The sequence below is a fragment of the Paenibacillus sp. J22FR5 genome (assembly GCF_059691975.1).
This window is the reverse complement of record NZ_JCAUAN010000006.1, coordinates 23268-47193: the sequence shown is the minus strand read 5'-3', so window position 1 is coordinate 47193 and position 23926 is coordinate 23268. Positions and strand designations below refer to the sequence as shown.

The following is a 23926-nucleotide window of genomic DNA, read 5'->3' as shown; positions in this document are numbered from 1 at the left end:
TCTGAATTGCAAAGAGAGGAATATGATTATGAGAATCACTCGATTGAAAACCAACCGTATTGTCAATCCGATAGGATTCGCGCTTGACAAACCGCGATTATCATATGTCGTGAATGAGACGGACGCAAAGAAACAGATCGCCGCGCGTTACGAGGTCGCCTTGGATGATAAATTTACAACCGTTCTTTACGACAGCGGCAAGAGAGAGGATATCGATAGTATCGCGTTTGAACTATCGATTGCACTGCAACCGCGAACCCGTTATTACTGGCGAGTGGAAGTGTGGGCGGATAACGGTGATCATGCCGTCAGCGAGACCGCGTGGTTCGAGACTGCGAAGCTGGACGAACCGTGGGTCGCCAAATGGATTGTTCCAGAGTTGGACAAGGACACTCATCCGGTCCTTGCGAGATCGTTTGAGTTAAGTGCGCCGATCGCGTCTGCACGTGCATATGTTTGCGGATTGGGATTGTATGAAATGGAAATCAATGGCGAGAAAGCCGGTGACGAGTACCTCGCTCCCCATTTTAACGCTTACCAGAAATGGCTGCAGTATCAAACTTATGATGTGACGGAATTGCTGCAGCAAGGCGAGAACCAAGTAGCAGTCAGTCTCGGTAACGGATTGTATAAAGGAAGATTCGGCTTCGACGGACATTCGGCTGAGATGTACGGAAACGAGTTCGCCCTTCTGTGTGAAATCGTTGTAACGTACTCTGACGGATCGAAATTTGTTATTTCATCTGATACGGACTGGAAGGCAACCAAGAGCAAAGTGATGGACGGCAATCTTTATGACGGTGAAGTTTACGATGCGACATTCGAATCATCGGAAACCTTCGCTGTCCGCGAAGGCGCGATCGGTTACGACCGGTTAGAAGCACGGCTTAGCTTGCCTGTTGTCATTAAAGAAGAACGTAAGCCGATCGAAGTCATTCATACTCCGGCAGGTGAAACCGTACTTGACATGGGGCAGAATATGGTCGGTTGGATGCGATTCCATACCAACGCTCCCAAAGGCACCGTCATCCGTCTCCAGCATGGCGAAGTGCTGCAAGATGGCAACTTCTATCGTGAGAACCTGCGTACTGCCAAGGCGGAATATCAATATACAGCTGATGGCTCAGAAGCATTCGTGCAACCGTATTTCACGTTCTATGGCTTCCGATATGTAAAGGTTGAAGGCTGGCCAGGCGAACTGAATCTAGATGACTTCGCCGGGTGCGTCCTTTACTCCGATATGGAGGAGATCGGAACCATTGAAACGAGCAATGAACTCGTAAACCGTTTATTCCTAAATGCGTTGTGGGGACAGAAAGGCAATTTCCTCGATATTCCGACGGACTGCCCGCAACGGGATGAAAGAATGGGGTGGACGGGGGATGCACAGGTGTTCTCCGGCACGGCAAATTTCAACATGGACACGTATGCCTTCTTCAGCAAATACGGATACGATATGGGCCGTGAGCAAGAGGATCGGAATGGCATGGTTCCGATGGTCGTTCCAGCTGCTAATGTGCAGGGAGGCGGCTCCAGCGCCTGGGCAGATGCGGCGACCATTATTCCATGGAACGTATACCTCCATTACGGTGACAAAGCCATTCTGGAACAGCAATTCGAGAGTATGACAAGTTGGGTCGACTTTATTATCCGTGCGGATGAAGAATCCGGTGGACGGAGACTATGGACGACTGGCTTCCATTTCGGCGATTGGTTGGCGCTTGACGGAAGCAATCCAGATTCTCCGATGGGCGGAACCGACACGGACTTTATCGCTTCGGCCTATTATCGTTATTCCTCGCAATTGGCGGCGAAAGCGGCAAGAGTGCTCGGGAAAGACGAGTTGGCAGACTACTATGGGCGCATATCGGATGAAGTGAAAGCAGCTATTGAAGTCGAATTTTTCACGAAAAGCGGGCGGCTCGCTCTCGATACGCAAACAGCTTATGCGGTGGCCTTATTCATGGATCTGGTTCCGGACGCTTACAAAACGAGAGTAGTTGATGGGCTTCGCAAGCGGCTCAAGATCGATCGCAATCACCTGAAGACCGGCTTCGTTGGTACCCCGTACTTGAATCGCGTTCTTTCGGAATACGGATGTAATGACCTTGCCTATACACTGCTGTTAAATGATGACTATCCGAGCTGGCTCTATGCTGTAAAAATGGGGGCAACGACGATATGGGAGCGCTGGAATTCAATTATGCCGAACGGCAAAATAAGTAGTACGGGAATGAATTCGCTTAACCACTATGCGTACGGGGCGATTGTGGAATGGATGTACCGCACGGTTGCGGGGATCAATCCAGTCGAAGAAGCGCCGGGCTTCCGTCGTGTAGAACTAGCACCGCAACCGGATTTCCGTTTAAAGTGGGCCAAGGCGGGGGTGGAGTCGGCGGCAGGATTATTTAAAAGCGAGTGGACATTTAGTGATAAAGGACATCTTACATTCCATTTCGTAATACCGTTCAATGCAGAAGCAAACGTTCGATTGCCTTATGCGGACATGACAGCGGTCGAGATTAACGGCAAGAACGTAAGTGAGAGCTTGATCGCCGGCGTTCAGCTAGGTGAAGAAACGCAGCTGGAACTGTCCAGCGGCAGCTATATCATTCACTATGCGCCAACTAAAAGTTATATCAAGCAGCTTAGCACTAAGACACCGCTGATCGAGCTGATTAGCCATGAAGGCGCCGCAGCCTTGATTCAAAGCCTTCTTCCTCCCGGCATGGAGCTTAATGCAGACATCCTCGTACAGATCGGAGACGCATCGCTCCGTGAATTGGCGGCCTATTATCCGATGGAAGCAAGCATGCTCGACGAGTTGGATGAGCAGCTTATGGCGTTGACTATCGGATAAAATTATCACGTTCGAGAGGGAAAATAGATGAGAACTTTCACCCAACTGCTAACCAATGAAAATGTTACATTAACGGCCTATCTGTTGGATTCATCGCAAGAGATGCCGAACACCCACATCCGGCCGGCCATTCTTATACTTCCAGGCGGTGCGTACCGGGGTTGTTCGGATAGGGAAGCCGAACCGGTTGCCATGGCCTTCCTGGCGGAAGGATATCAAGCGTTCGTGCTAAGATACTCCGTCAATCAACATGCTGCATTCCCGAAACCGCTTCACGATGCGGAAGAAGCTTTGGAGCTGATCAGGGAGCACAGCAGCGATTGGGGGATCGACCCTGACAAAGTGGCAGTCTGCGGCTTCTCGGCAGGAGGACATTTAGCCGCGGCACTTGGCACAATGGGGAGAGTAAGGCCGGATGCCATGATACTCGGTTATCCTTGTATCTTGGCGTCGATGAGCGCCATCTTTCCAACGCCTGTGCCAGGCGTAGATGAAGAGGTCGATGCTTCCACGCCGCCTGCGTTTATCTTCCATACGTTCGCGGATACGCTTGTACCTGTTAACAATGCGTTGGCATTCGCTGCGGCTATGGATCGCGCGAAAGTGCCGTTCGAGCTGCATATTTTTCGCAATGGCGTACACGGATTATCCCTTGCGAAGCCTGTCACTTCAGGCGGATTGCGGTCTATGGCGGATGCAGATGCTGCCAAATGGTTCGGTTTGTGCACGGCTTGGATCAAGAATGTATTTGGTGAATTTGCTTCGAATCAAGAGCTATCGTTGAACGAAGATGTTCATGAATATAGTGTAGACGTTCAACTGGGCGTACTATGGAAAAATCCCGCATGTAAACAATTAATACAGACTGAGCTGCCCATACTTGAAGATAGTCCGCAATTGCAAGATGCAATGGGCGTTCCACTGCGTACCGTAATCGAATTCGGCGGGGGGCTGCTGTCGGAAGAGGCCATAGACCGATTGAACGAGGACCTCAAAGTGATTCCGGTTGACTAGATTATTAGCTGAGGAGAGTGCCATATGGGAAGAAAAATCAATGAATTGATAGCCGCCATGACATTGGAGGAGAAAGCCGGACTTTGCTCCGGAGCTACCTTTTGGACAACGAAGGCGATTGACCGCCTTGGTATCCCATCCATTATGATGACGGACGGACCGCACGGACTGCGCAAACAGGCGGGAAATGCGGATCATCTGGGGCTGAACGAAAGCGTTCCGTCTACCTGCTTCCCTTCTGCAGCAGGATTGGCAAGCTCTTGGAACCGTGAGTTGATCCACCGTGTCGGCGAGGCTTTGGGTAAGGAGAGTCAGGCGGAGAATGTCGCCATTCTGCTTGGTCCGGGTGCGAACATCAAACGTTCGCCGCTCTGCGGCCGGAACTTCGAATATTTCTCAGAAGACCCCTACCTGACTGGTGAACTGGCAGCCGCTCATATCGCGGGCGTGCAAAGCCAAGGCGTAGGGACATCGCTGAAACATTTTGCCGTGAACAACCAGGAGCATCGCCGGATGACGACTGATGCGGTCGTAGATGAACGCACGCTGCGTGAAATTTACCTGACCGGCTTCGAAATAGCCATTAAAAAAGCGCAGCCTTGGACAGTCATGTCGGCTTATAACCGCCTGAATGGAACATACTGTTCCGAAAATGAGAGACTGCTCACGAACATTCTGAAAGAAGAATGGGGGCATGAAGGGTTCATCGTTTCCGACTGGGGGGCCGTGAATGAAGCGGCAGACAGCGTAGCGGCCGGTATGGAGCTGGAAATGCCGGCCAGCAACGGCGTCGGTCAAGAAAAAATTGTGTCGGCCGTGAATAGCGGGCAACTTTCCGTTGAGGCGTTGGACAGAGCGGTTGAGCGTCTGCTTACAGTTATTTACAAAGCCGTCGATAACCAAAAAGCCGATGCGGTCTATGACAAGGAAGCGCATCACCAATTAGCGCGAGAAACCGCTCGCGAGACGATGGTGATGCTGAAAAACGACGATAGCCTGCTTCCTTTGCCAAAAGCCGGCAAGATTGCGATTATCGGTGCTTTGGCCGAGCAGGTTCGTTATCAAGGCGGCGGCAGCTCCCATATTAACCCGACGAAGCTGGATAACATGCTCGATGAAATGAAGAAATTGGCCGGCAGCGGAGCAGATATCCATTATGCGCAAGGGTACGAGCTGGGTAGCGACGATACGGTCGATGCTCAGTTGGAAGAAGCCAAGAGACTGGCTGCGGATTGCGACACAGCCGTCTTGTTTGTCGGTCTGCCCGACCGCTACGAATCGGAAGGCTATGACCGGACGCACCTCGATTTGCCGGCAAACCAGGTATACCTGATCGAACAAATCTCGACGGTCCAACCGAAAATCGTAGTGGTACTTAGCAACGGTGCGCCGATTGTCATGCCTTGGCTTGGGAAGGTCAAGTCTGTACTGGAGGCGTATTTGGGCGGGCAAGCTGTCGGGGGAGCAGTGGCCGATATACTGTTCGGCGACGCCAATCCGAGCGGCAAGCTTGCGGAGACGTTCCCGAAGAGCTTGAAGCAGAATCCTTCGCACCCTTACTTCCCTGGCGAAGGGGACCAGGTGGAATATCGCGAAGGGATATTCGTCGGGTACCGGTACTATGAAGCGAAGGATATTGAACCGCTCTTCCCTTTCGGCCACGGACTAAGCTACACCACGTTTGCTTATTCCGACCTTACTGTAGGTAAGAGCGATATTACAGACCAAGATACCGTTTACGTAAGCGTGAATGTGAAGAATACGGGCAGCCGATCAGGGCAAGAAATTGTTCAGCTGTACGTCTGCTGTGCGGCTTCAAGTGTGATTCGTCCGGAAAAGGAACTCAAAGAATTCGCCAAGATTGCACTTGAGCCGGGTGAAGTGAAAAAGGTTTCGTTCACATTGGATAAGCGAAGCTTCGCCTATTACAACACCGAATTGAACGATTGGTATGTAGAATCGGGAGAATACGAAGTACTGATTGGCAGCTCTTCCCGCGATATCGCTCTGAGGTCATCCTTTAACGTAAAGTCCACGACTGAGCTCGTGCCGGCGTTCCACCGCAACACAACACTCGGTGAACTCATGGAGAATCCGAAGACGCGCCCGATCCTGGAATATCTGCAAGGGATGTTCTCTCAATCCGCAGCGCCTTCTGAAGCCGTTTCTTCAGATATGATGATGGCGATGATGCGTTACATGCCGCTGCGTGCACTAATGGCGTTTTCAGGTGGAGCGATGACGGAGGAGATGCTTACTTCACTTCTCCAGCAATTTAACAACGCGGTTAGAAACAATTAATACCTTCAAGGATTGAACCCAAATCGTATAGCGGAGGGAACCAATGTCAAAAATCGATTTTTTGAACGAAACATTTATTCGCAATCCCTATCCTGCCTACAGCGAAGTTCGCGATCAAGACCCGGTGTACAGTTTTCTCATGCCGAACGGACACTATGCATGGATTATCACTCGATACGACGACGCTGTGGAAGTCTTGAATGACTCGCGTTTCGTGACGAACCCTCCATACATGGCCGAGAACAATGGACCATCTGGTCCGCTGCACAAGGAGATCATTTCCCGCAACTTGCTGAGTGTGAATCCTTCGGATCATCGCCGCTTGCGTCGTCTGATTCAGAAGGCGTTTACGCCGCGTATGATCGAACGACTCAGAGGGCGGATTGAGGAGATCAGCACTGAACTTCTCGATAAGGTGCTGGACAAGGGGGAAATGAATCTTATCAAAGATTTCGCATTCCCGCTGCCGATTATTGTGATCTGCGAAATGCTGGGCGTTCCGATCGAAGATCAGGATAAATTTCACGAATGGTCCAATGTGATTATGGAAGGGTTTAACAATTCACAATTCGAAGAGCAAAGCGATGCCGTGATGATGGCATTCGTTGATTACTTGCAGGACTTGATTGCAAAAAGACGCAACCATCTGCAGGAGGATTTAATCAGCGATCTGATCAGCGTAGAGGACGAAGGGGATGTCCTAACTGAGCATGAGTTGTACGCACTCGTATTCGTACTTATTATTGCTGGTCATGAAACGACGGTGAATTTGATCGGGAACGGCATACTTGCTTTACTGGAACATCCGGAACAGAAGGAAAGGCTGCAAAGTCAACCTGAGCTTATTCACTCTGCGATCGAAGAAATTCTACGCTATAACGGGCCTGCTGAGGTTAGTAACATTCGATGGGTGACGGAGGATGTGGAGCTGAGAGGCAAGCGTATTCGCAAGGGCGAGATGTTGTTTATTTCTTTCGCATCAGCCGATCGGGACAGTGAGCAGTTCACAGAGCCGGATAACTTCGACATCACCCGAGAGGCGAATAACCATATCGCCTTTGGCAAGGGGATTCATTACTGCCTCGGTGCGCCCCTGGCCCGATTGGAAGGAGAAATCGCCATCGGCATGGTGCTTCGACGAATGCCAGAACTGCGTTTGAAGACGGCAAGCGATAACCTGGCATGGCGTCCCGGGATGATTATACGAGGTCTAGAGGAGATTCCAGTTTTGTTTTAATTACGATTTTAGTTGAAAGATCATCATACAGGAGGTATTAAGTGGTATGACATACAACGCGAACATCAAAATTGGCGAGCTTCTGAATCACGAAGATGCGGTAGCCATATTGACAAGACATTTGCCCGAGTTTGTCAAGGAGCCTGCCTTTAAAATGGCTTCTTCCTTCACTCTGGATCAACTGGCGGCTTTACCTCAAGTAAACATTCCGACAGAAGTGCTGCAAGCGCTGAAAAACGACTTGTCGCAGCTCTCTTTTGAATACTTGTCTTCTGAAGCAGCACCGAAAAGTGAAGTACCGAACCTAGCGGCTGCTCCCAACCTTGAAGGCAAGGTCGTCATTGTTACTGGGGCTGGCAGCGGGATCGGACGGGCGAGCAGCTTGAAGCTTGCCGCAGGCGGTGCCAAGGTTGTTGTCGTCGATTATAACGAGAGCACCGGACTGGAGACGCTTGAGCTTGTCAAGCGTATGGGCGGAGAAGGCATCTTCGTGCAGGCGGATGTATCAAACAGCTCTGACGTTCAGAACTATGTGCAAAAGACCGTTAATACGTATGGCAAAATTGACGTTCTATTCAACAATGCCGGTATGCTGCAGAAATTTGGCCGGTTCCAGGATATCTCTGAAGAGGAATTCAGTCAGGTGCTGGATGTCAATCTGAAAGGGGTTTTCCTTGGCATGAAGTATGCCCTTCAGGTTATGGATAAACAAGGGTATGGCCATATTATCAACACGGCTTCGACGACCGCACTACGCGCGGAGCATAGTCTTGCCGCTTACACGGCAAGTAAACACGGGGTGGCCGGATTAACCAAAGCAGCCGCTATCGAATATGTGCGAAAAGGGATACGGATTAATGCAATCTGTCCGGGTGGAGTCGCAACAACCTTGACAGATGCAGTGCCAAGACAACTTCAAGAAAGTGGATATGTGCCGGAGGAGTTCCCGAATATGCGAATCGGACGCTATGCTGAGCCGAAGGAACTAGCTGAGGTTGTTGCTTTTCTGGCTTCCGACAGCTCCAGCTATATGACAGGATCAATCATTGTCGTTGACGGTGGATTGACGCTATAATACAAGCGAAACAAGGGTGTCCTATATGGGATACCCTGTTTGCTTATTAACAGAGTCAGAGCAGGTCAAGACAATATTCGCCTTTGGTACAAACCTGAATCGACACTACAATATGCCTTCATAGAACTTTCGCACTATTATGATATAATTGCAGGTGTTCCATAAGAGGTGGGTTGATTTTTTTGCAAATCATAATTAGTTTGGGCGGGGGTGATACCATTGAAAATTGGAAATCTTTTAAACGTGAAAAAAAGTATTCAAAGTAAAATATTTGTAGCTTTCATATTGGCTTTGGTTGTACCGGCTATCATTATAAGCATGAGTTCTTACTATATATCTGTACAAATCCTTAAGAACAAAGTAAGTTCTTCCTACATTGAAACCGCCATGTATATTGGAAATAGTATAGAGAAAGATCTCTTACAATTGGAGCAAATGAGTGATTATATTTTTACAAGTTCAAAGAACTATGATTATTTGATTAGAAATTACAATAGTATTACCGAGTCTTATTCCGATTTTAAAAAAATGAATCAAAGTATAGATAATTATTTTACTTACGTCAAACTCTCTCCCTACGTTTCGTGCATCGCCATTCTGGGTAATAATGGTTATTTGTATTTAAATGGAAATGATTCCATGGGATTTCAAGCCGAAAGTATGAAACAGTCTTCCTGGTACAACCAGACTTTACAATTGAATGGTAAGATTAACTGGATCGGGGCTGAGGAACTTACCACAACTGCAGGATCCAAAAGATCAGTCATTTCGTTTTCCCGAGTGATCAAAGATATCGATTTTAAAAACACGATAGGAGTTGCTTATATTGCCGTAACGAATGATGTTTTTTCGAATTCACTAAAAAAAGTAAGTACCCATTCAAATAATCAAATTTTTCTGTTGGATAACAACGGCAATATTGTCGTACATCCCGATGTTGAACAGATAAACAAGCATTTTGATGAAGTAAGTAAATGGGGTGTTACTACAAATGGGAGTTATCTTTCGTCGGAAAACGGTCAGCAATATCTGGTTGCTTACCAATTGATAAATCAATATGGCTGGTGGGTTGTAGAAAAAATACCTTTCAGTGAGTTGATAAAGGATAACAGGCTGATTATTGATGCAACCCTAGTGGTTTGTGTCGTTTCTTTTATTTTTTTCAGTATTATTTTGTACTTTGTATCATCGGCCATTGTCAAACCAATCAAGGGACTTACAAAAATTATGAAAAACGTAAAAAACGGCAATTTCGGCTCGAGGTCATCTTATACCGGGGAGGATGAAATCGGTATATTGAGTCATAATTTTAACTACATGTTGGATAGGATAAATTTTCTGTTCAATACCATCATGGAAGAACAAAATATGAAAAGAGATGCCGAATATAAAGCGCTTCAAGCACAAATCAACCCTCATTTTCTATATAACACACTGAATACGATCCGGTGGATGGCCATCATAAAAAAAGAAGACGGTATTAAAGCAGTAGTTGAATCACTAGGGAGGCTTCTTAAGAATACGACCAGCAAAATGGATCCCTATATATTAGTGAAGGACGAGCTTAGTAATCTTAAGGATTATGTTTTTATTCAAAAGTTAAGGTATAAAGATAAGTTTGATATCATCTACGAAATTAAGGAAGAATGTCTGGAATGCAAATGTATTAAATTCATTTTACAGCCAATCGTTGAAAATGCGATTTTTCACGGAATTGAACCGAAGGAAGGAAGAGGAACCATTTGGCTCCACGCTGAAATCCATGAAAATTTGCTCATATTTCTAATTAAAGACGATGGCGTCGGAATACCCACACAGAAAATTAGCCATCTGCTGTCTGGAGAGGCCGAGGATCGAAAGAGATTTAACGGAATAGGTGTAAAAAATATTAATGACCGCATTAAAATGGAATATGGAGAGCAGTATGGGATTCAAATTGAAAGCAAGGAGAATGAGTACACATCTTATAAAGTCATTCTGCCTTCGATAACTGCAAGTGATGAAGAAACAAAAAGTTGAAAGGGGTATTGGATTGTATTGTATAAGGTGCTTATTGTTGACGATGAGGTTCTGGCAAGAGTGGGAATAAAATCTTTTGTTCAATGGGAAGAAGCCGGATTTGAAATTGTTGGAGAGGCTGAGAATGGGAAAAAGGCTTTTGCCATGATTAAAGACTTAAATCCTGATATCGTAATTACCGATATTCATATGCCTGTTATGAATGGAATCGATTTGATTAAAGCTGTAAAAGAGGAAAAAATTCCTGTCAACTTCATCGTTTTAAGCTCCTACAATGATTTTGAATATGTGAAAGAAGCAATGAAACTTGGGGCTGAAGATTATATATTAAAGCTTGAAATGGAGCCAGAAGCTTTAAATGAGCTTTTAAATAAATTGAAGGAAAAGATAGAAGCGGAACATACAAGGAAATCGGAAGAAGATATACACTCTATGCATGCTAAGGAGAATATATCGACAATTAAAGAAAAGCTCTTTAAGGACATGGTGTTTGGGAATAAATATAGAAATGAAGAGTTTAAAGAAAGATTAAAGGCAATCCAGATAGAGTTGCCACAAAAAAATTTATTTTGCATCGTTCTGCATTTGGATAACAAAGGGCGCTTTAAAAGAGATGTAAAGGATGTTTACCTTTTAGATTTTGCTATTTTGAATATTATTAATGAGATTTTGACAGATTATCACTATGGGAATGTATTTTGCTCCCAACCTGAAGAATATGTCATTATATTCTCTGCCGGAGAAGAAGTGAATCGCGATCACATGAATGAGAAGCTGGCACAGATGGAGCGATTAATAAAACGATTTTTGAAGGAATACCTAAATATAAGCGTATCTATTGGAATCAGTGATGCATTTCAAGAATATGTAAAATTACAAGTGGCTTATCAACAGGCATTGTATGCAGTGAATCAAAATTTCAATTTCCCGAAAGGCAGTGCAATTTGGTATACGGATATTGTTCCCCGATCAGTAGCCACTGACCTCTCGATTAAAATTGACTTCAAGGATTTAGAAAGACAGCTTGAAGCAGCCAATGTTGTAGGTATCCAAAATTGTTTCGATATCATTATAAATAGTTTTCTGGGGGCGGCAGCAAGTCTCACAAGGGAATATTTAAGAGCAACATGCGCCGCACTGGTCCTTATTATCAATTCTTATCTGGATGAAAGCGGTATGGAGAATGGGAAATTATGGCGAGATGATCCGTACAAGCAACTTGAGGAACTAAAAACTCAAAAAGATTTTATATCTTGGATAGAAAAATTGAAAAATACACTATTAGATGTTTTCAACCAAACAGATGAATCGAAGAGAATGATTGCAAAAGCAAAGCAGTTTATTATCAAATATTATATGGAAGATATATCATTAGATTCCGTTGCCGAGCATATCAGTATTTCTCCTAATTATTTAAGTACAGTTTTTAAAAAGGAAACGGGACATAATTTTATTGATTACGTGACGAATGTTCGCATTGAAGCTGCAAAAAAGCTCCTTAAAGAACAAAAATATAAAATATACGAAATATCACAGATGGTTGGATATGAGAATGAACATTACTTTAGTAGAGTATTTAAAAAGATTACCGGTATGTCTCCAATAAAGTTTAGGTTATAAAAATAAATCGTAAAAAAGTTCACTTTATTATAAAAAAGTGAACTTTTTTCTATAAGTCCGAGGCAGGATCATGAGCTGCCATAAGATGTCGAAGAATCTGGTGAAAATAGTGCAATATGTCGAAAGTAATTGCATTAAGGAGAAGTGTGGAGTGTTCTATAATGAAATTGTAAATAAAATTAATCAGCTGGGGGAAAGCAATATGATGAAGTTAAAGAGAACAATGTCAGTAACATTAGCTACTTTCATAACGGCAAGCTTGGTTAGTGCGTGTGGTGTCAACTCAAATTCCGGTACTTCAGTTAGCCCGAAAAGTTCAAGTAGTGTGACAGCAACTCCTGGTTCCGACGCGAACAAGAAAGCTTCCGCTAAAATCACGATGTTTTTGGATTCGGCAAAAGCTAAGAATGCTGTATTTACGGACTTAATCTCTGAATACAATGCGCTTGGCGGAGATCAAGTTGAAGTGAATGTATTACCCGGAGATGGCGTGGCGGCAATGCAGAAAATGGATATCTTGATGTCGTCAGGCGATACCACAGATGTAGTCGTACTTGATAACCCGCTGGTCCAAAAAAAATATGCTGCTGCAGGATATCTTGCACCCGTGAATGATTTGGCTAAAACCGCCAACGTCGATTTGGAGAAAACATTTGGTCAATATCTTGCGAAAGAGGATGACGGTAAATCCTACTATCTAAGAACGGATGTCGGTCAATGGTATGTATTTTACAATAAACAACTATTTGATGATGCGAAGGTTCCGTATCCTTCTGGAAAATGGACTTGGAGCCAATATATCGAAACCGCAAAAAAACTGACAAACACTCAAAAAGGGATCTATGGTTCCCTTATGCTGGACTATGACAATTATCTAAATTTTACGGCAAGACAGAAGAATGTGCCGGCTTATAAGAAAGATGGAACGTCGAATTATGATGACCCGGCCTACAAGGATGCTTTGAAATTCTTTGGGGATTTAGGTAATGTCCAAAAAATTCAACCCAATTGGCTGGAGTTTAAAACTCAAAAGGTTGCATGGGATGCTTTTATGTCCGGAAAGTATGGCATGCATCTGATTGGTGGTTGGTACATGGGATTATTAACTGATAAGAAGACTTATCCGATCACATGGAAATGGGGCATTACGCAAGTGCCTGTACCGGATTCTGGAGATGGAGATCGGACATTACTTGCTGGTGGTGCATTCGGAGTAAACAGTAAGTCAAAAAATAAAGATGCTTCATTTAAATTCGTAAACTACTTGGCGCAAAACGTATATAAGAAAAACAAGGGGATTCCTCCGCTGCAAAATATAACTGATGCCGAAAAAACAGCATTACTTCAAGGCATTGCGGATGCCTCCGATGGAAGTGTCACAGTTGATGATCTGCGCAAAGTCATATTTGATAGCGGCTTAGGAGTTGCAGATGAAAAGATTTCCGGTCCTGGAGCGTCTGTAATCAGCCAAACGGTTCTCCAAGAAGGCGAACTTTATATGGTTGGACAAAAGTCACTGGATGATGCGATTGGAGCTATCAAGAAAAAATCGGATGAAGCAATAAAAGCGGATGCCAAAAAATAAGTTCCAACAACATGCACGTTAAAAAAGAAATAAATTCTAATAAGATAAGACTCTTTTTAGAGTCTTATCTTATTAGAACAAATAGTGAGGTCCAGCGATGAAAAATGCATATGTATCTTTAAGAAAGTCTGAAAATTTTTATGCCGTCTTGTTTTTAGCGCCATTCTTGGTAGGGTTTATTCTATTTAATCTCATCCCCATTCTATTTTCGGTTATCCTTAGTTTTGTGGATTATAACAAGCTTGGACCTTTGAATATGGATTTTGTTGGATTGAAAAACTATGTAAACATATTTTCTGACGATCAAGCTATAAACGGCTACCTGAAAAGTCTTTTATTTACCGTAGGATACGTGCCGGCAATGATCATTTTGTCTCTACTGATAGCTATTCTAATTAACAAGAGCTTCCACCTAAGGACTCTAATAAGAACGATGATTTTTATGCCGTATGTAGCGAATGTTACTGCAGTTGCTATGGTTTGGTCATTGTTATTTGATCCGTTCAAAGGACCAGTCAATCAATTGTTAAAGTTCATAGGTGTATCAAACCCTCCGCTTTGGTTTGGGGGAGTGAATACTTCCTTGCTTTCCATCGTTATCGTGAATGTATGGATCAATCTGGCGTTCCAGACCATTGTCTTTTTGGCAGCTTTGCAAGGTGTTCCCAAGGATCTTTATGAATCGTCCTCTATTGATGGGGCCGGAACGTGGAGAAAATTTATCAACATTACAGTTCCATCCATATCCCCTGTAACTTTTTTCTTAATCGTTACAAGTGTGATAGGGTCATTCCAAAATTATTCCATCGTCAAGTTGCTTACCAATGGGGGGCCTGGTACATCCTCAAGAGTAGTATCGTTAAATATTTATGAAGAGGCTTTTAACTTCAATAAATACAGCTATGCTTCTGCACAAGCGATGTTATTATTTGCCTTTATTCTCATTCTTACTCTAATACAATGGATGTGGCAGAAAAAATGGGTTCAAGATTAATTTCAAAAGATACATGGGAAACATATAGAAAGTTGCTATTTTCATTCATTATGCTGCTCGTTGGACTAATCATGATTATTCCGTTTATCCTCATGATTTCGGCATCATTCAAAACGTCGGCCATGGTATTTGAAAACCCGCTCTCTACAATTATTCCTAAAAACATTGTTTGGGACAATTATTTGAGCATTTTTCAAGATCAGTATTACTTTGTTTGGTACTTTAATAGTATTCGGGTAGTATTTCTGACGATTATTCTCAGGGGATTTTTCGTAACGATGGCAGCCTATGCATTTGCGAAAATTGAATTCAGGTTTAAAGATGTATTATTTCTGATGCTTCTAACTACGATGATGATCACCCCGGATACTACTGTCGTATCACGTTTCCTTATATATAAGAGTATACACCTTAACAATACGTTTTGGGCTCTCGTATTACCAGCTGCATTTGATGTTTATTTTATCTTCATGCTTAGACAATTTATGACTGGTATTCCCAAGGAATTATCTGAAGCGGCTATTGTTGATGGATGCGGTCATTTCAAGATTTATTATCGGATTATGCTGCCGCTTATCAAGCCGCCTCTTGTAACGATGATCCTGTTCACCTTCATTTGGTTATGGAATGATTATGCCAACCCGTATATTTTTTTAAACAATATTAAAAGCCAGACTTTAACTGTCGGATTAACAACTTTCCAGGGGCTTGGCGGAGCAAACTATGCATTGCAAATGGCTGGTGCTACTTTGGCAATCATACCCACCGTGCTGGTATTTACCTTTTTTCAAAGATATTTTGTTGAAGGAATTGCTTCAACTGGTATCAAAGGTTAGTTGAATATTTTTCGTATGTAGAACATGATCGAGTTGTGCGGAAGCATGACTCGATACCGATATATTGAATTGTGGAATCGCTTTCAACTGATGCGTGAAAGGGGTGATTAACCAAATCCAGCTAATGAATGTTTGTGACTGTAAATTTCAGAAAAAGGAGTTAAAAGTATGATTAAAAGTCTGATTTCTAACCGCAGTAAAAAAAGGTTTAATGTGTTATTTTTGTTGCTTGCTTTGTTAGTATCTTTCGTTCCAATTGTATCCATGCCGACAAATGTTCAAGCGGCTACTACATTAAATGTATATCCGGCTCCATCAGGGGTTACACTTGACACCACCTATACGGTAAAGGTGCGGGTACCGGGTGGGTCTTGGCATGATTTGGACGAATATCAAACGACAGTCGGAGGGTATACTCCCACGAATGCTGCCTTTGTTTATTTCGATACGGACGGTACGGTGGATCTATCTGTGACCTATAATAGCGGAAGTGTTTCTTCGGCTGTTATCCGCCCTGCAAGCAAAAACATTACTCCCACGATCAGCGGCAATACCATGACATTTAGCATTTCTGGTCCTACGAAGCTCTCCTTAGCGGTTAACGGGAATATCAACAATACGCTGGACATTTTCGCGAATCCAGTTGAAGTGAATCCTCCGAGCTCAACTGACCCTAATGTCATATACCTTGGTCCAGGTCTTTATACACAGGACTACACTGTGCCTAGCGGCAAGACGCTTTACATTGCCGGCGGAGCGGTTGTCAAAGGCGGCGTTATTTTGGATAATGCCACGAATGCCAAAGTAATAGGGCGTGGAGTTCTAGACCATCCTGCGTTAAAAGGGATATCGGCTGACTATACCAACCAGATCACGATCGATGGGATCATCGTGAACGACTACGGCGCGGGGGATAACGGCGGCTGTGCAATTTCGCTCGGAGATGCCACCAATGTGACCATCAATAACTTTAAAGCCTACAGCTTTCGGAAGTGGACCGACGGCATTGATACGTTTTCCTCTTCCTATATTTCGATCAATGACATCTTTATGCGCACCGGTGATGATGCGATTGCGGTCTACGGTATGCGCGCTAATGGCGGAAGAGTCTGGTCGGGCAATTCCAGCCATATCAGTGTTACGAATTCGTTTTTATTGCCCGATGTTGCTCATCCTCTCAATGTCGGTACACATGGCGATCCAACTGCACCTGGCGGCGGCGATACGCTTGATTCAATCAGCCTTTCGAATATCGACATCTGGGATAAAAATCAGGCATTGCCAATTACCGTTACCAGCACCGACGGTAACCTGGTAACGAATGTGTCTTTCACAGATATCCGAATTGAGGATAATTCTGTTGGAAAGTTTGTGGAACTCCAAACGTTCTTTAATTCGGCCTATGCCAGAGATGCGGGTCGCGGACTTAACAATGTCTATTTCAAGAATGTTACCTACAACGGCACGAATGATGTCGTAAACCCGATTTCCGGCTATGACGCTAACCGTATCACTCAAAACGTAACATTTGAAAATTTGATTGTGAACGGGACTGTCATTCAGAGTGCCAGCGCGGGCAACTTTAGCGTCGGCAGCTATACCAATAACATTAACTTCATCGCTACCGGAGGTTCTGTACCTGCACCGATAACGATTCCGCCATATACCCCCGTCAATCTGGCTCAGAACAAGAGCGCCAGTGCGGATAGTGCATTCTCGGAGAAACCTGCCTCCTATGCGAACGACGGTAACGATGCGACCCGTTGGTGTGCGACTGATGGAAGTGCCGGCCATTGGTGGATGGTAGACCTTGGCTCCAGTATGGATATCACCGGCGGTACTCAGGTGAAGTGGGAAATGAGCGGCGTGGCCTATCAGTATAAGATTGAAACATCCAATGATAATATTAATTGGACGTTAAAAGTTGATAAAACCGGAAACACCAGCACGAACCAGATTCAATCCGACTACTTCCTCGATACCGCCCGGTATGTCAGAATTACAGTTACCGGAACGGCATACGGTTCTTGGGCCAGCTTCTACGATTTCAAGGTATTTGGAGACGCAAGCAACCTGGGGCTGAAGAAGTTCGCCACTGCGGATAGTGTACTGTCGGGCAATCCGGTCTCCTTTGCGAGCGATGGTAACGCTGCGACCCGTTGGTCTGCGAATGATGGAAATACCGGCCATTGGTGGAAGGTAGACCTTGGCTCAAGCCAAAATATCGCCTATGGCACGCAGGTCAGTTGGGAAAAGAGCGGCGCAGCCTCTCAGTATAAGATTGAAACATCAACGGATAATACCAACTGGACCTTGAAAGTTGACAAGACCGCTAATACCAGCACCGATCAGGTGCAATCGGATTACTTTACCGATACTGCCCGGTACGTGAGGATTACCGTGACCGGACTGCCTAGCGGTGCTAATGCCAGCATCTGCGATTTCAAGGTATATGGAGACCCAACTAATCTGGCGCTTGGTAAGACTGTCAGTACGGATAGTTCGCAAACAGCCAATCTGGCAGCGAGCGGGAACGACGGCAACACGACGACCCGCTGGAGTGCGAATGATGGAAATACCGGCCATTGGTGGACGGTAGACCTTGGCGCACCTATGAATATCAACGGTGGTACTCAAGTGATGTGGGAGAAGATTGGCCAAATCTATAAGTATAAAATTGAAACTTCAAACGATAATACCAATTGGACGTTGAAGGTTGACAAAGCTGCCACTAGTGGTGATGCTAATGCACAAGGTAATACAAGATCTGCCCAGGTCCAATCCGATTACTTTACCGATATCGCCCGTTATGTCAGGATTACCGTGACCGGACTGCCTAGCGGCGCTAATGCCAGCTTCTACGAGTTCAAGGTATTCGGAACGGGTACCTTTAGCGGAGCTTACAAAATCATTAATCGGAATAGCGGTAAGGGCCTCAACGTTCCGGGATCTTCAACTGCAGACGGTACACAACTGCTCCAGTGGCCATATGGAGGGTCACCGAACGAACAATGGCAAATCACGCCGGTCGGTGATGGGACGTACAAAATCATAAACGAGAACAGCGGCAAAGCGATTGACGTTAATGGAGGCTCTTCGTCGGACGGAGCCTCAGTCATTCAATGGTCATACTCAGGAGGTGCCAACCAGAAATGGTGGATCGTGGATGCAGGTGGGTATTACAAATTTATCAATGCAAAAAGCAATAAATATCTCGATGTGTCGGGCGCATCAACAGCCGACGGCGCCTTGATCGTTCAGAATAGTGACAACGGTGGAGCGGATGAACAGTGGCAAATCCTGACACCGTGAGGTAGCATTTGATCGTCCAATACTATGCGCTTGCACAGATGCAGGCGGCAGGTATCGCCAATGATAGCATATCGTCTCAACAATAACTAATCATATCTCTTATTAAATCTAGATAGGGTTGTCTTTAATAGATAACCCTATTTGGATGTTAGGGCTAGAAGCAAAGAAAGAGTAGGAAGGGAAACGATGATGCATATTCAATTTGATTCTCCTGCCGTTTATTGGACAGAAGCGCTCCCAGTTGGAAACGGCAGACTTGGCGCAATGGTATTTGGCGGGGTTGAGAAAGAGCGCATTGGTTTGAATGAAGATACGCTTTGGTCTGGCTACCCAGGTAATTGGAATAATTCGGGTGCGAAAGAATTGTTACCGAAGGTGAGGGAGCTTATCGAACAAGAAAGATATGAGGAAGCGGATCGGCTCTGCAGGGAAATGATGGGTCCTTATACGCAATCATATTTACCTTTCGGGGATTTGCATATCGTGATGGATCACGGTCAATTAAGCCGCAGCGGGTATAGCCGGAAGCTTGACTTGTCTACCGGGGTTGTTACAGTTGCATATTCCATTGGCGGTGTTCAATATTCACGCGAAATATTTGCTTCTTATCCGGATCAAGCCATTGTCGTACGTTTAACAGCAAGCAAGGAGGGCTTCCTTCATTTCCGGGCCAAGCTGGATAGTCGTCTCCGATATGCATCGAAAGTTGACGGTGATCACTTTACGATATCCGGCAAAGCGCCGGAGCATGTCACGCCCAGTTACTACGATAGGGAAAATCCTGTGCGTTACGGCGACCCTGAGACCTCCCAAGCATTGAAGTTCCAAGGACGTCTCTCTGCGGTGCATGAAGGCGGGACGATGACGGTTGATGCGGACGGCTTACACGTCATCGGAGCAACTAGTGCAACCTTGTATTTCAGTGCAGCGACAAGCTTTGTTCCGAGCATCGGAGCCAGTTGCTCCGAACGCGAACCGAATCAAACGACATCTGAGGCGATCCAGGCTGTTTGCGGGAAACCATATGCGGATATTCTGAATCGTCATCTGGATGACCACCACAAGCTATTCGGCAGGGTTGCTCTACATTTGGGAGAAAGCAAAGCCCCCTCGGATATGTCTACCGATCGGCGAATTGCCGAATACGGAAGCAGTGATCCGGGATTGGTTGAGCTTTTGTTCCACTATGGACGGTATTTGTTAATTGCCAGCTCTCGTTCGGGAACTCAGCCCGCTAATCTTCAAGGGATATGGAATGAAGAAACGCGGGCTCCATGGAGCAGCAATTATACGCTTAATATTAACGCGCAGATGAACTATTGGCCTGCAGAGACTTGCAATATGGCAGAGCTGCACGAGCCGTTGATTGATTTTATCGGCAGGTTGGCTGAGAATGGCAAGAAGACGGCAGCAACGAATTATGGCGCAAGAGGCTGGGTAGCTCACCATAATTCCGATTTGTGGGCCCAGACAGCACCGGTTGGCGATTATGGTCATGGAGATCCGGTATGGGCATTTTGGCCGATGGGCGGCGTTTGGCTAGCCCAGCATTTGTGGGAGCATTACGCTTTCAGCGGGAACGAGGCATATTTGCGGAATACAGCGTATCCGATTATGAAGGAAGCTGCGTTGTTCTGTTTGGATTGGCTAATTGAAAATAAGGACGGACATCTCATTACGTCGCCGGCCACTTCTCCGGAGCATAATTTTTTGTTTGGAGATAAACGCCACGCCGTAAGCGAAGCGACGACGATGGATCTATCATTGATCGGAGAATTATTCGACATCTGCATCAAATCGGCAGAGCGGCTGAAGCTGGATGCGGATTTTGCAAACACCCTTATCGAGACGAAGCAACGGCTGCTGCCACTTCAAATCGGCAAGCAAAGCCAATTGCAGGAATGGTACAAGGATTTCGAAGACGAGGATGTCCATCATCGCCACGTCTCCCATCTTGTAGGGGTTTATCCTGGTCGGCTCATTACGGAGCAGTCTGCTCCAGATCTGTTCCAAGCAGCAAAGAAATCGCTTGAAATCAGAGGAGACGGCGGTACAGGATGGAGTCTAGGTTGGAAAATCGGTTTATGGGCAAGATTCAAGGACGGCAATCGTGCAGAACGTCTCATCTCGAATTTGCTAACCCTTGTAAAAAGTGACGCGCCAATGGATCATGGAGGCGGCGTATATGCCAATCTGTTTGATGCGCATCCTCCTTTCCAAATCGACGGTAACTTTGCCGCAACAGCGGGGATCGCAGAGATGCTATTGCAATCCCATGAAGGATATTTGGAACTGCTGCCAGCGCTTCCTGATGTTTGGAAAGAAGGATATATCAAAGGATTGCGGGCAAGGGGCGGATACGAAGTTGATGTAGAATGGACGAACGGCGCTTTGTCCAAGGCAGTTATCGCAGCTTCCATAACGCAGACATGTGAAGTGCTTACGAAGCAGAAGATCCGGATTACCCAAGACGGCGAAGAAGTGAAAGGGTTTTATATGGAGAACGGCCGTATTGGTTTCCATGTTGAAAGCGGCAAACGTTATGATATAACGCAAATATAAACAATTGCAAAGAGGCTGCCCGAAAAGTTATCATAGATGACAGAGGGTGGTCTCTTTTTACCACATGGATCGAAAGGTTAATGTTCAGTATTTCCAACGAAAAGTAGGTAAAAAATGATGTATACGAATCGCAAAACAAGCTTTCAGAGGTTAAGAGGGAGAACTATATGAAGTTCCTTAAGGATTTTATCCGCAAAAAAAATATGCTTGTGAAAATTATTCTTTCCTATGTATTCGTCGGTTTTTTGTTTATGGGCGCCTTTTCCTATTTGGTTTTAAGCAAGGTATCCGATAATGTAACGACGGAAATCAATGAGACGTCGGCAAGGATCATCGATCAATCCTATAACACGGCCAATATCCTTCTTACGTCCACTTATAATTATTTCTCCCAAGTATTCACCAATAATGAATCTATATATAAGGCGATGTACGCTAAAAATCTGACAAAAATCGAAATTAATAAAATCAACAATGAGCTGAACGATTTTACGTTGGCCAACCCGCTCGTGTCGTCCATCTATGTTTACAACTTCAGCAGCGGGCTTATCTTTTCTTCCTCAACAGTCGTCAGCCCCTTCGAGAATTTTTATGACAAAGATATGACCAAGATGCTAATTCAGAATGAGACGAGCAAGGGAAGCATTTTTATTCCACGGCAAGCTCACCTAACCCTCCTGGGCAAAAGCGAGAATAAGAACCTGATTTCGGTCATTTATTCCAATTCTCGTTCCAACGGCAATCGGGATGGCATGATGATTCTTAATCTTGATCAGAGCGTGCTGCAGAATCTGGTGACAAAGGGAAGCGGGGATGCAACTCATAAGATGATGATCGTCAATATCGATGGCGTCATTATTTCACGTCCGGACGGATTGTTTATGGATGAAAATAAAGGCACACCGCCATTCCTGCGGACTGTGCTGGAAGCCAAAGATAAACGGGGACGGATGCTTACCTATATCGATGGCACGAAGTCTATGGTTTCTTATGTGAAATCGGATCGATTGGGCTGGAGCTTTGTCGACGTGTCCGATTATGACAAGCAGCTAAGTAACGTGAACAGGTTGAAGAATTTTATTTTATGGGTGACCGGGGTCATTGCTGCATCGATGGCGATCGCTTCAGCTCTATTTACCAGAATCATTTATGTACCTATTTATCAACTTATCAATAGGATGAAGAAAAATGCAGTCGAGCCGAAAGAACAAACACAGCTTAACGAGTATGATCTATTAAGTAAATCGTTTTCCAATCTTGAGAATAAAGTGAACACATTGCAAACGGATGTAAATCAATCCCTTCAGGTACGTAAACAAGACTTTTTGCGCTCGCTGCTGCATGGAACGATAGGAAAAGAATCGGATTTCCGGCAAGCAGCAAAACAACTCGGCATCCATTTCGAAACCGGGAGATATCTCGTTTGCGTGTTGAAATTAGATGCTTTCCATGAACTTTCGGAGAAATACGATATGATCGATATTTCTTTATTGAAATACGCGATCGAGAACATCAGTAGAGAGTTAGCATCAGCTCACTACCCTATGGAAACCTTTGCGGATGGTCACGATACTCTTGACCTCATCTTGAATATTGGAGATGTCGGGGACACAGAGAAAGCAACGATCAAATCTCTGTTGAAAGACATTCAGTTCAATGTTGAGAAATTTTTGAAGATAACGGTTACCGTCTCCATTGGTTCGGTGGTCGATAGAATTGAGGAGCTCAATTATTCGAGACAAGGTGCTGTACATGCCGCTCATTACCGTTTGGTTTACGGAATCAACAGTATGATATTCTACAACGACATTTTAAGTGCAGATACCGCAGACTACCAATATCCCGTTGATCTGGAGAAGCAAATCATGGACAGCTTGAAGCGGGGCGAATTGGAGCGACTGAAGGAGCTAATCGCCGAATTTATCGGCAATATTCATTCGTTTAGTTATGATGAAATGATTCTTTCTCTTGTTCAATTGCTGATGATGACGGTTCGCACAGCCAAAGGGATGGCAAGCTTTGATAGCGTGGATGCGGTTTTCGAGATTCATACGTGCCAACAACAGCTTCTACAATTTGAAACGCTAGTGCAAATCAAGGCATGGTATATCTCGTTATGCGGAAAAATCGTTGCAATCCGGGATAAGCAGGCGCAAAGCAAAAATAATAAGGCCGTTGAAAAAATTGTTTTCTATATTCGTGAGCATTATACGAACTCCAATCTATCCGCAGACATGCTGGCGGAATTAATCGGACTTACACCTAATTATTTTTCGAAGCTGTTCAAAGAAGAAACGGGCCAGTCCATTGCCGAGTACATTGCCGAGCTTCGTTTCAAGAAAGCTGAAGAACTCATTATCCGCACCGATCATCCGGCCAACAAAATTGGAGAGATGGTTGGGTTCGATAACATCAGTTATTTTTATAAGTTGTTTAAAAAACATTTCGGCAAAACACCCGATCATTATCGTAGAGATCATAAATTGGAAAAAATCGATTAGGAGAATGGCT

The 23926-nt window shown here is 44.8% G+C and carries 13 protein-coding genes; all 13 read left to right on the top strand.

Features of this window, described 5'->3' with window-relative positions:
• Positions 1–28 precede the first annotated feature (28 nt).
• The 13 genes from AC58P7_RS10850 to AC58P7_RS10790 all read left to right on the top strand — a co-directional run bounded on the left by AC58P7_RS10850 (position 29) and on the right by AC58P7_RS10790 (position 23916).
• The gene (locus AC58P7_RS10850) at positions 29–2860 is read left to right on the top strand and encodes an alpha-L-rhamnosidase (protein ID WP_497342621.1); all 2832 of its coding nucleotides are present in this window, start codon (positions 29–31) and stop codon (positions 2858–2860) included.
• A 27-nt stretch (positions 2861–2887) separates the two neighbouring features.
• Positions 2888–3874: an alpha/beta hydrolase gene (locus AC58P7_RS10845; RefSeq protein WP_497342619.1), complete on the top strand. Its 987-nt coding sequence runs from the start codon at positions 2888–2890 to the stop codon at positions 3872–3874.
• Positions 3875–3898: 24 nt separating this feature from the next.
• Positions 3899–6175, top strand: a complete 2277-nt coding sequence (locus tag AC58P7_RS10840; RefSeq protein ID WP_497342617.1) for a beta-glucosidase family protein — start codon at positions 3899–3901, stop codon at positions 6173–6175.
• A 43-nt stretch (positions 6176–6218) separates the two neighbouring features.
• Entirely contained in the window at positions 6219–7412 is a 1194-nt protein-coding gene (locus tag AC58P7_RS10835) for a cytochrome P450 family protein (protein WP_497342615.1), read from the top strand.
• A gap of 265 nt (positions 7413–7677) precedes the next feature.
• Complete coding sequence (locus tag AC58P7_RS10830) at positions 7678–8487, top strand: SDR family NAD(P)-dependent oxidoreductase (RefSeq protein ID WP_497343008.1); 810 nt, start codon at positions 7678–7680, stop codon at positions 8485–8487.
• 243 nt (positions 8488–8730) lie between these two features.
• A complete protein-coding gene (locus tag AC58P7_RS10825) occupies positions 8731–10506 on the top strand; it encodes a sensor histidine kinase (RefSeq protein ID WP_497342613.1) in 1776 nt (591 codons plus the stop codon).
• A gap of 27 nt (positions 10507–10533) precedes the next feature.
• Complete coding sequence (locus AC58P7_RS10820) at positions 10534–12126, top strand: response regulator (protein ID WP_497342611.1); 1593 nt, start codon at positions 10534–10536, stop codon at positions 12124–12126.
• Between the two features lie 151 nt (positions 12127–12277).
• Positions 12278–13711 (top strand): ABC transporter substrate-binding protein, encoded by a 1434-nt coding sequence (locus AC58P7_RS10815; RefSeq protein WP_497342609.1) that lies wholly within the window; start codon positions 12278–12280, stop codon positions 13709–13711.
• Between the two features lie 97 nt (positions 13712–13808).
• The gene (locus AC58P7_RS10810) at positions 13809–14705 is read left to right on the top strand and encodes a carbohydrate ABC transporter permease (protein ID WP_497342607.1); all 897 of its coding nucleotides are present in this window, start codon (positions 13809–13811) and stop codon (positions 14703–14705) included.
• Positions 14672–15541: a carbohydrate ABC transporter permease gene (locus AC58P7_RS10805; RefSeq protein WP_497342606.1), complete on the top strand. Its 870-nt coding sequence runs from the start codon at positions 14672–14674 to the stop codon at positions 15539–15541. The genes AC58P7_RS10810 and AC58P7_RS10805 overlap by 34 nt, the downstream gene beginning before the upstream one ends.
• A 168-nt stretch (positions 15542–15709) precedes the next feature.
• Positions 15710–18853, top strand: coding sequence for a discoidin domain-containing protein (locus AC58P7_RS10800; protein ID WP_497342604.1), 3144 nt, complete (start codon positions 15710–15712; stop codon positions 18851–18853).
• A 189-nt stretch (positions 18854–19042) separates the two neighbouring features.
• On the top strand, positions 19043–21415 hold the full coding sequence (locus tag AC58P7_RS10795) for a glycoside hydrolase family 95 protein (RefSeq protein ID WP_497343006.1): 2373 nt from the start codon (positions 19043–19045) through the stop codon (positions 21413–21415).
• Positions 21416–21582: 167 nt separating this feature from the next.
• Positions 21583–23916, top strand: a complete 2334-nt coding sequence (locus tag AC58P7_RS10790; RefSeq protein ID WP_497342602.1) for an AraC family transcriptional regulator — start codon at positions 21583–21585, stop codon at positions 23914–23916.
• The last annotated feature ends 10 nt before the right edge of the window (positions 23917–23926 follow it).

What these genes read in the sequence shown, in the direction of transcription:
- AC58P7_RS10850 (WP_497342621.1), top strand. Translation starts at nt 29, where the DNA reads ATGAGAATCACTCGATTGAAAACCAACCGTATTGTCAATCCGATAGGA.
- AC58P7_RS10845 (WP_497342619.1), top strand. Translation starts at nt 2,888, where the DNA reads ATGAGAACTTTCACCCAACTGCTAACCAATGAAAATGTTACATTAACG.
- AC58P7_RS10840 (WP_497342617.1), top strand. Translation starts at nt 3,899, where the DNA reads ATGGGAAGAAAAATCAATGAATTGATAGCCGCCATGACATTGGAGGAG.
- AC58P7_RS10835 (WP_497342615.1), top strand. Translation starts at nt 6,219, where the DNA reads ATGTCAAAAATCGATTTTTTGAACGAAACATTTATTCGCAATCCCTAT.
- AC58P7_RS10810 (WP_497342607.1), top strand. Translation starts at nt 13,809, where the DNA reads ATGAAAAATGCATATGTATCTTTAAGAAAGTCTGAAAATTTTTATGCC.
- AC58P7_RS10805 (WP_497342606.1), top strand. Translation starts at nt 14,672, where the DNA reads ATGGATGTGGCAGAAAAAATGGGTTCAAGATTAATTTCAAAAGATACA.
- AC58P7_RS10800 (WP_497342604.1), top strand. Translation starts at nt 15,710, where the DNA reads ATGATTAAAAGTCTGATTTCTAACCGCAGTAAAAAAAGGTTTAATGTG.
- AC58P7_RS10795 (WP_497343006.1), top strand. Translation starts at nt 19,043, where the DNA reads ATGCATATTCAATTTGATTCTCCTGCCGTTTATTGGACAGAAGCGCTC.
- AC58P7_RS10790 (WP_497342602.1), top strand. Translation starts at nt 21,583, where the DNA reads ATGAAGTTCCTTAAGGATTTTATCCGCAAAAAAAATATGCTTGTGAAA.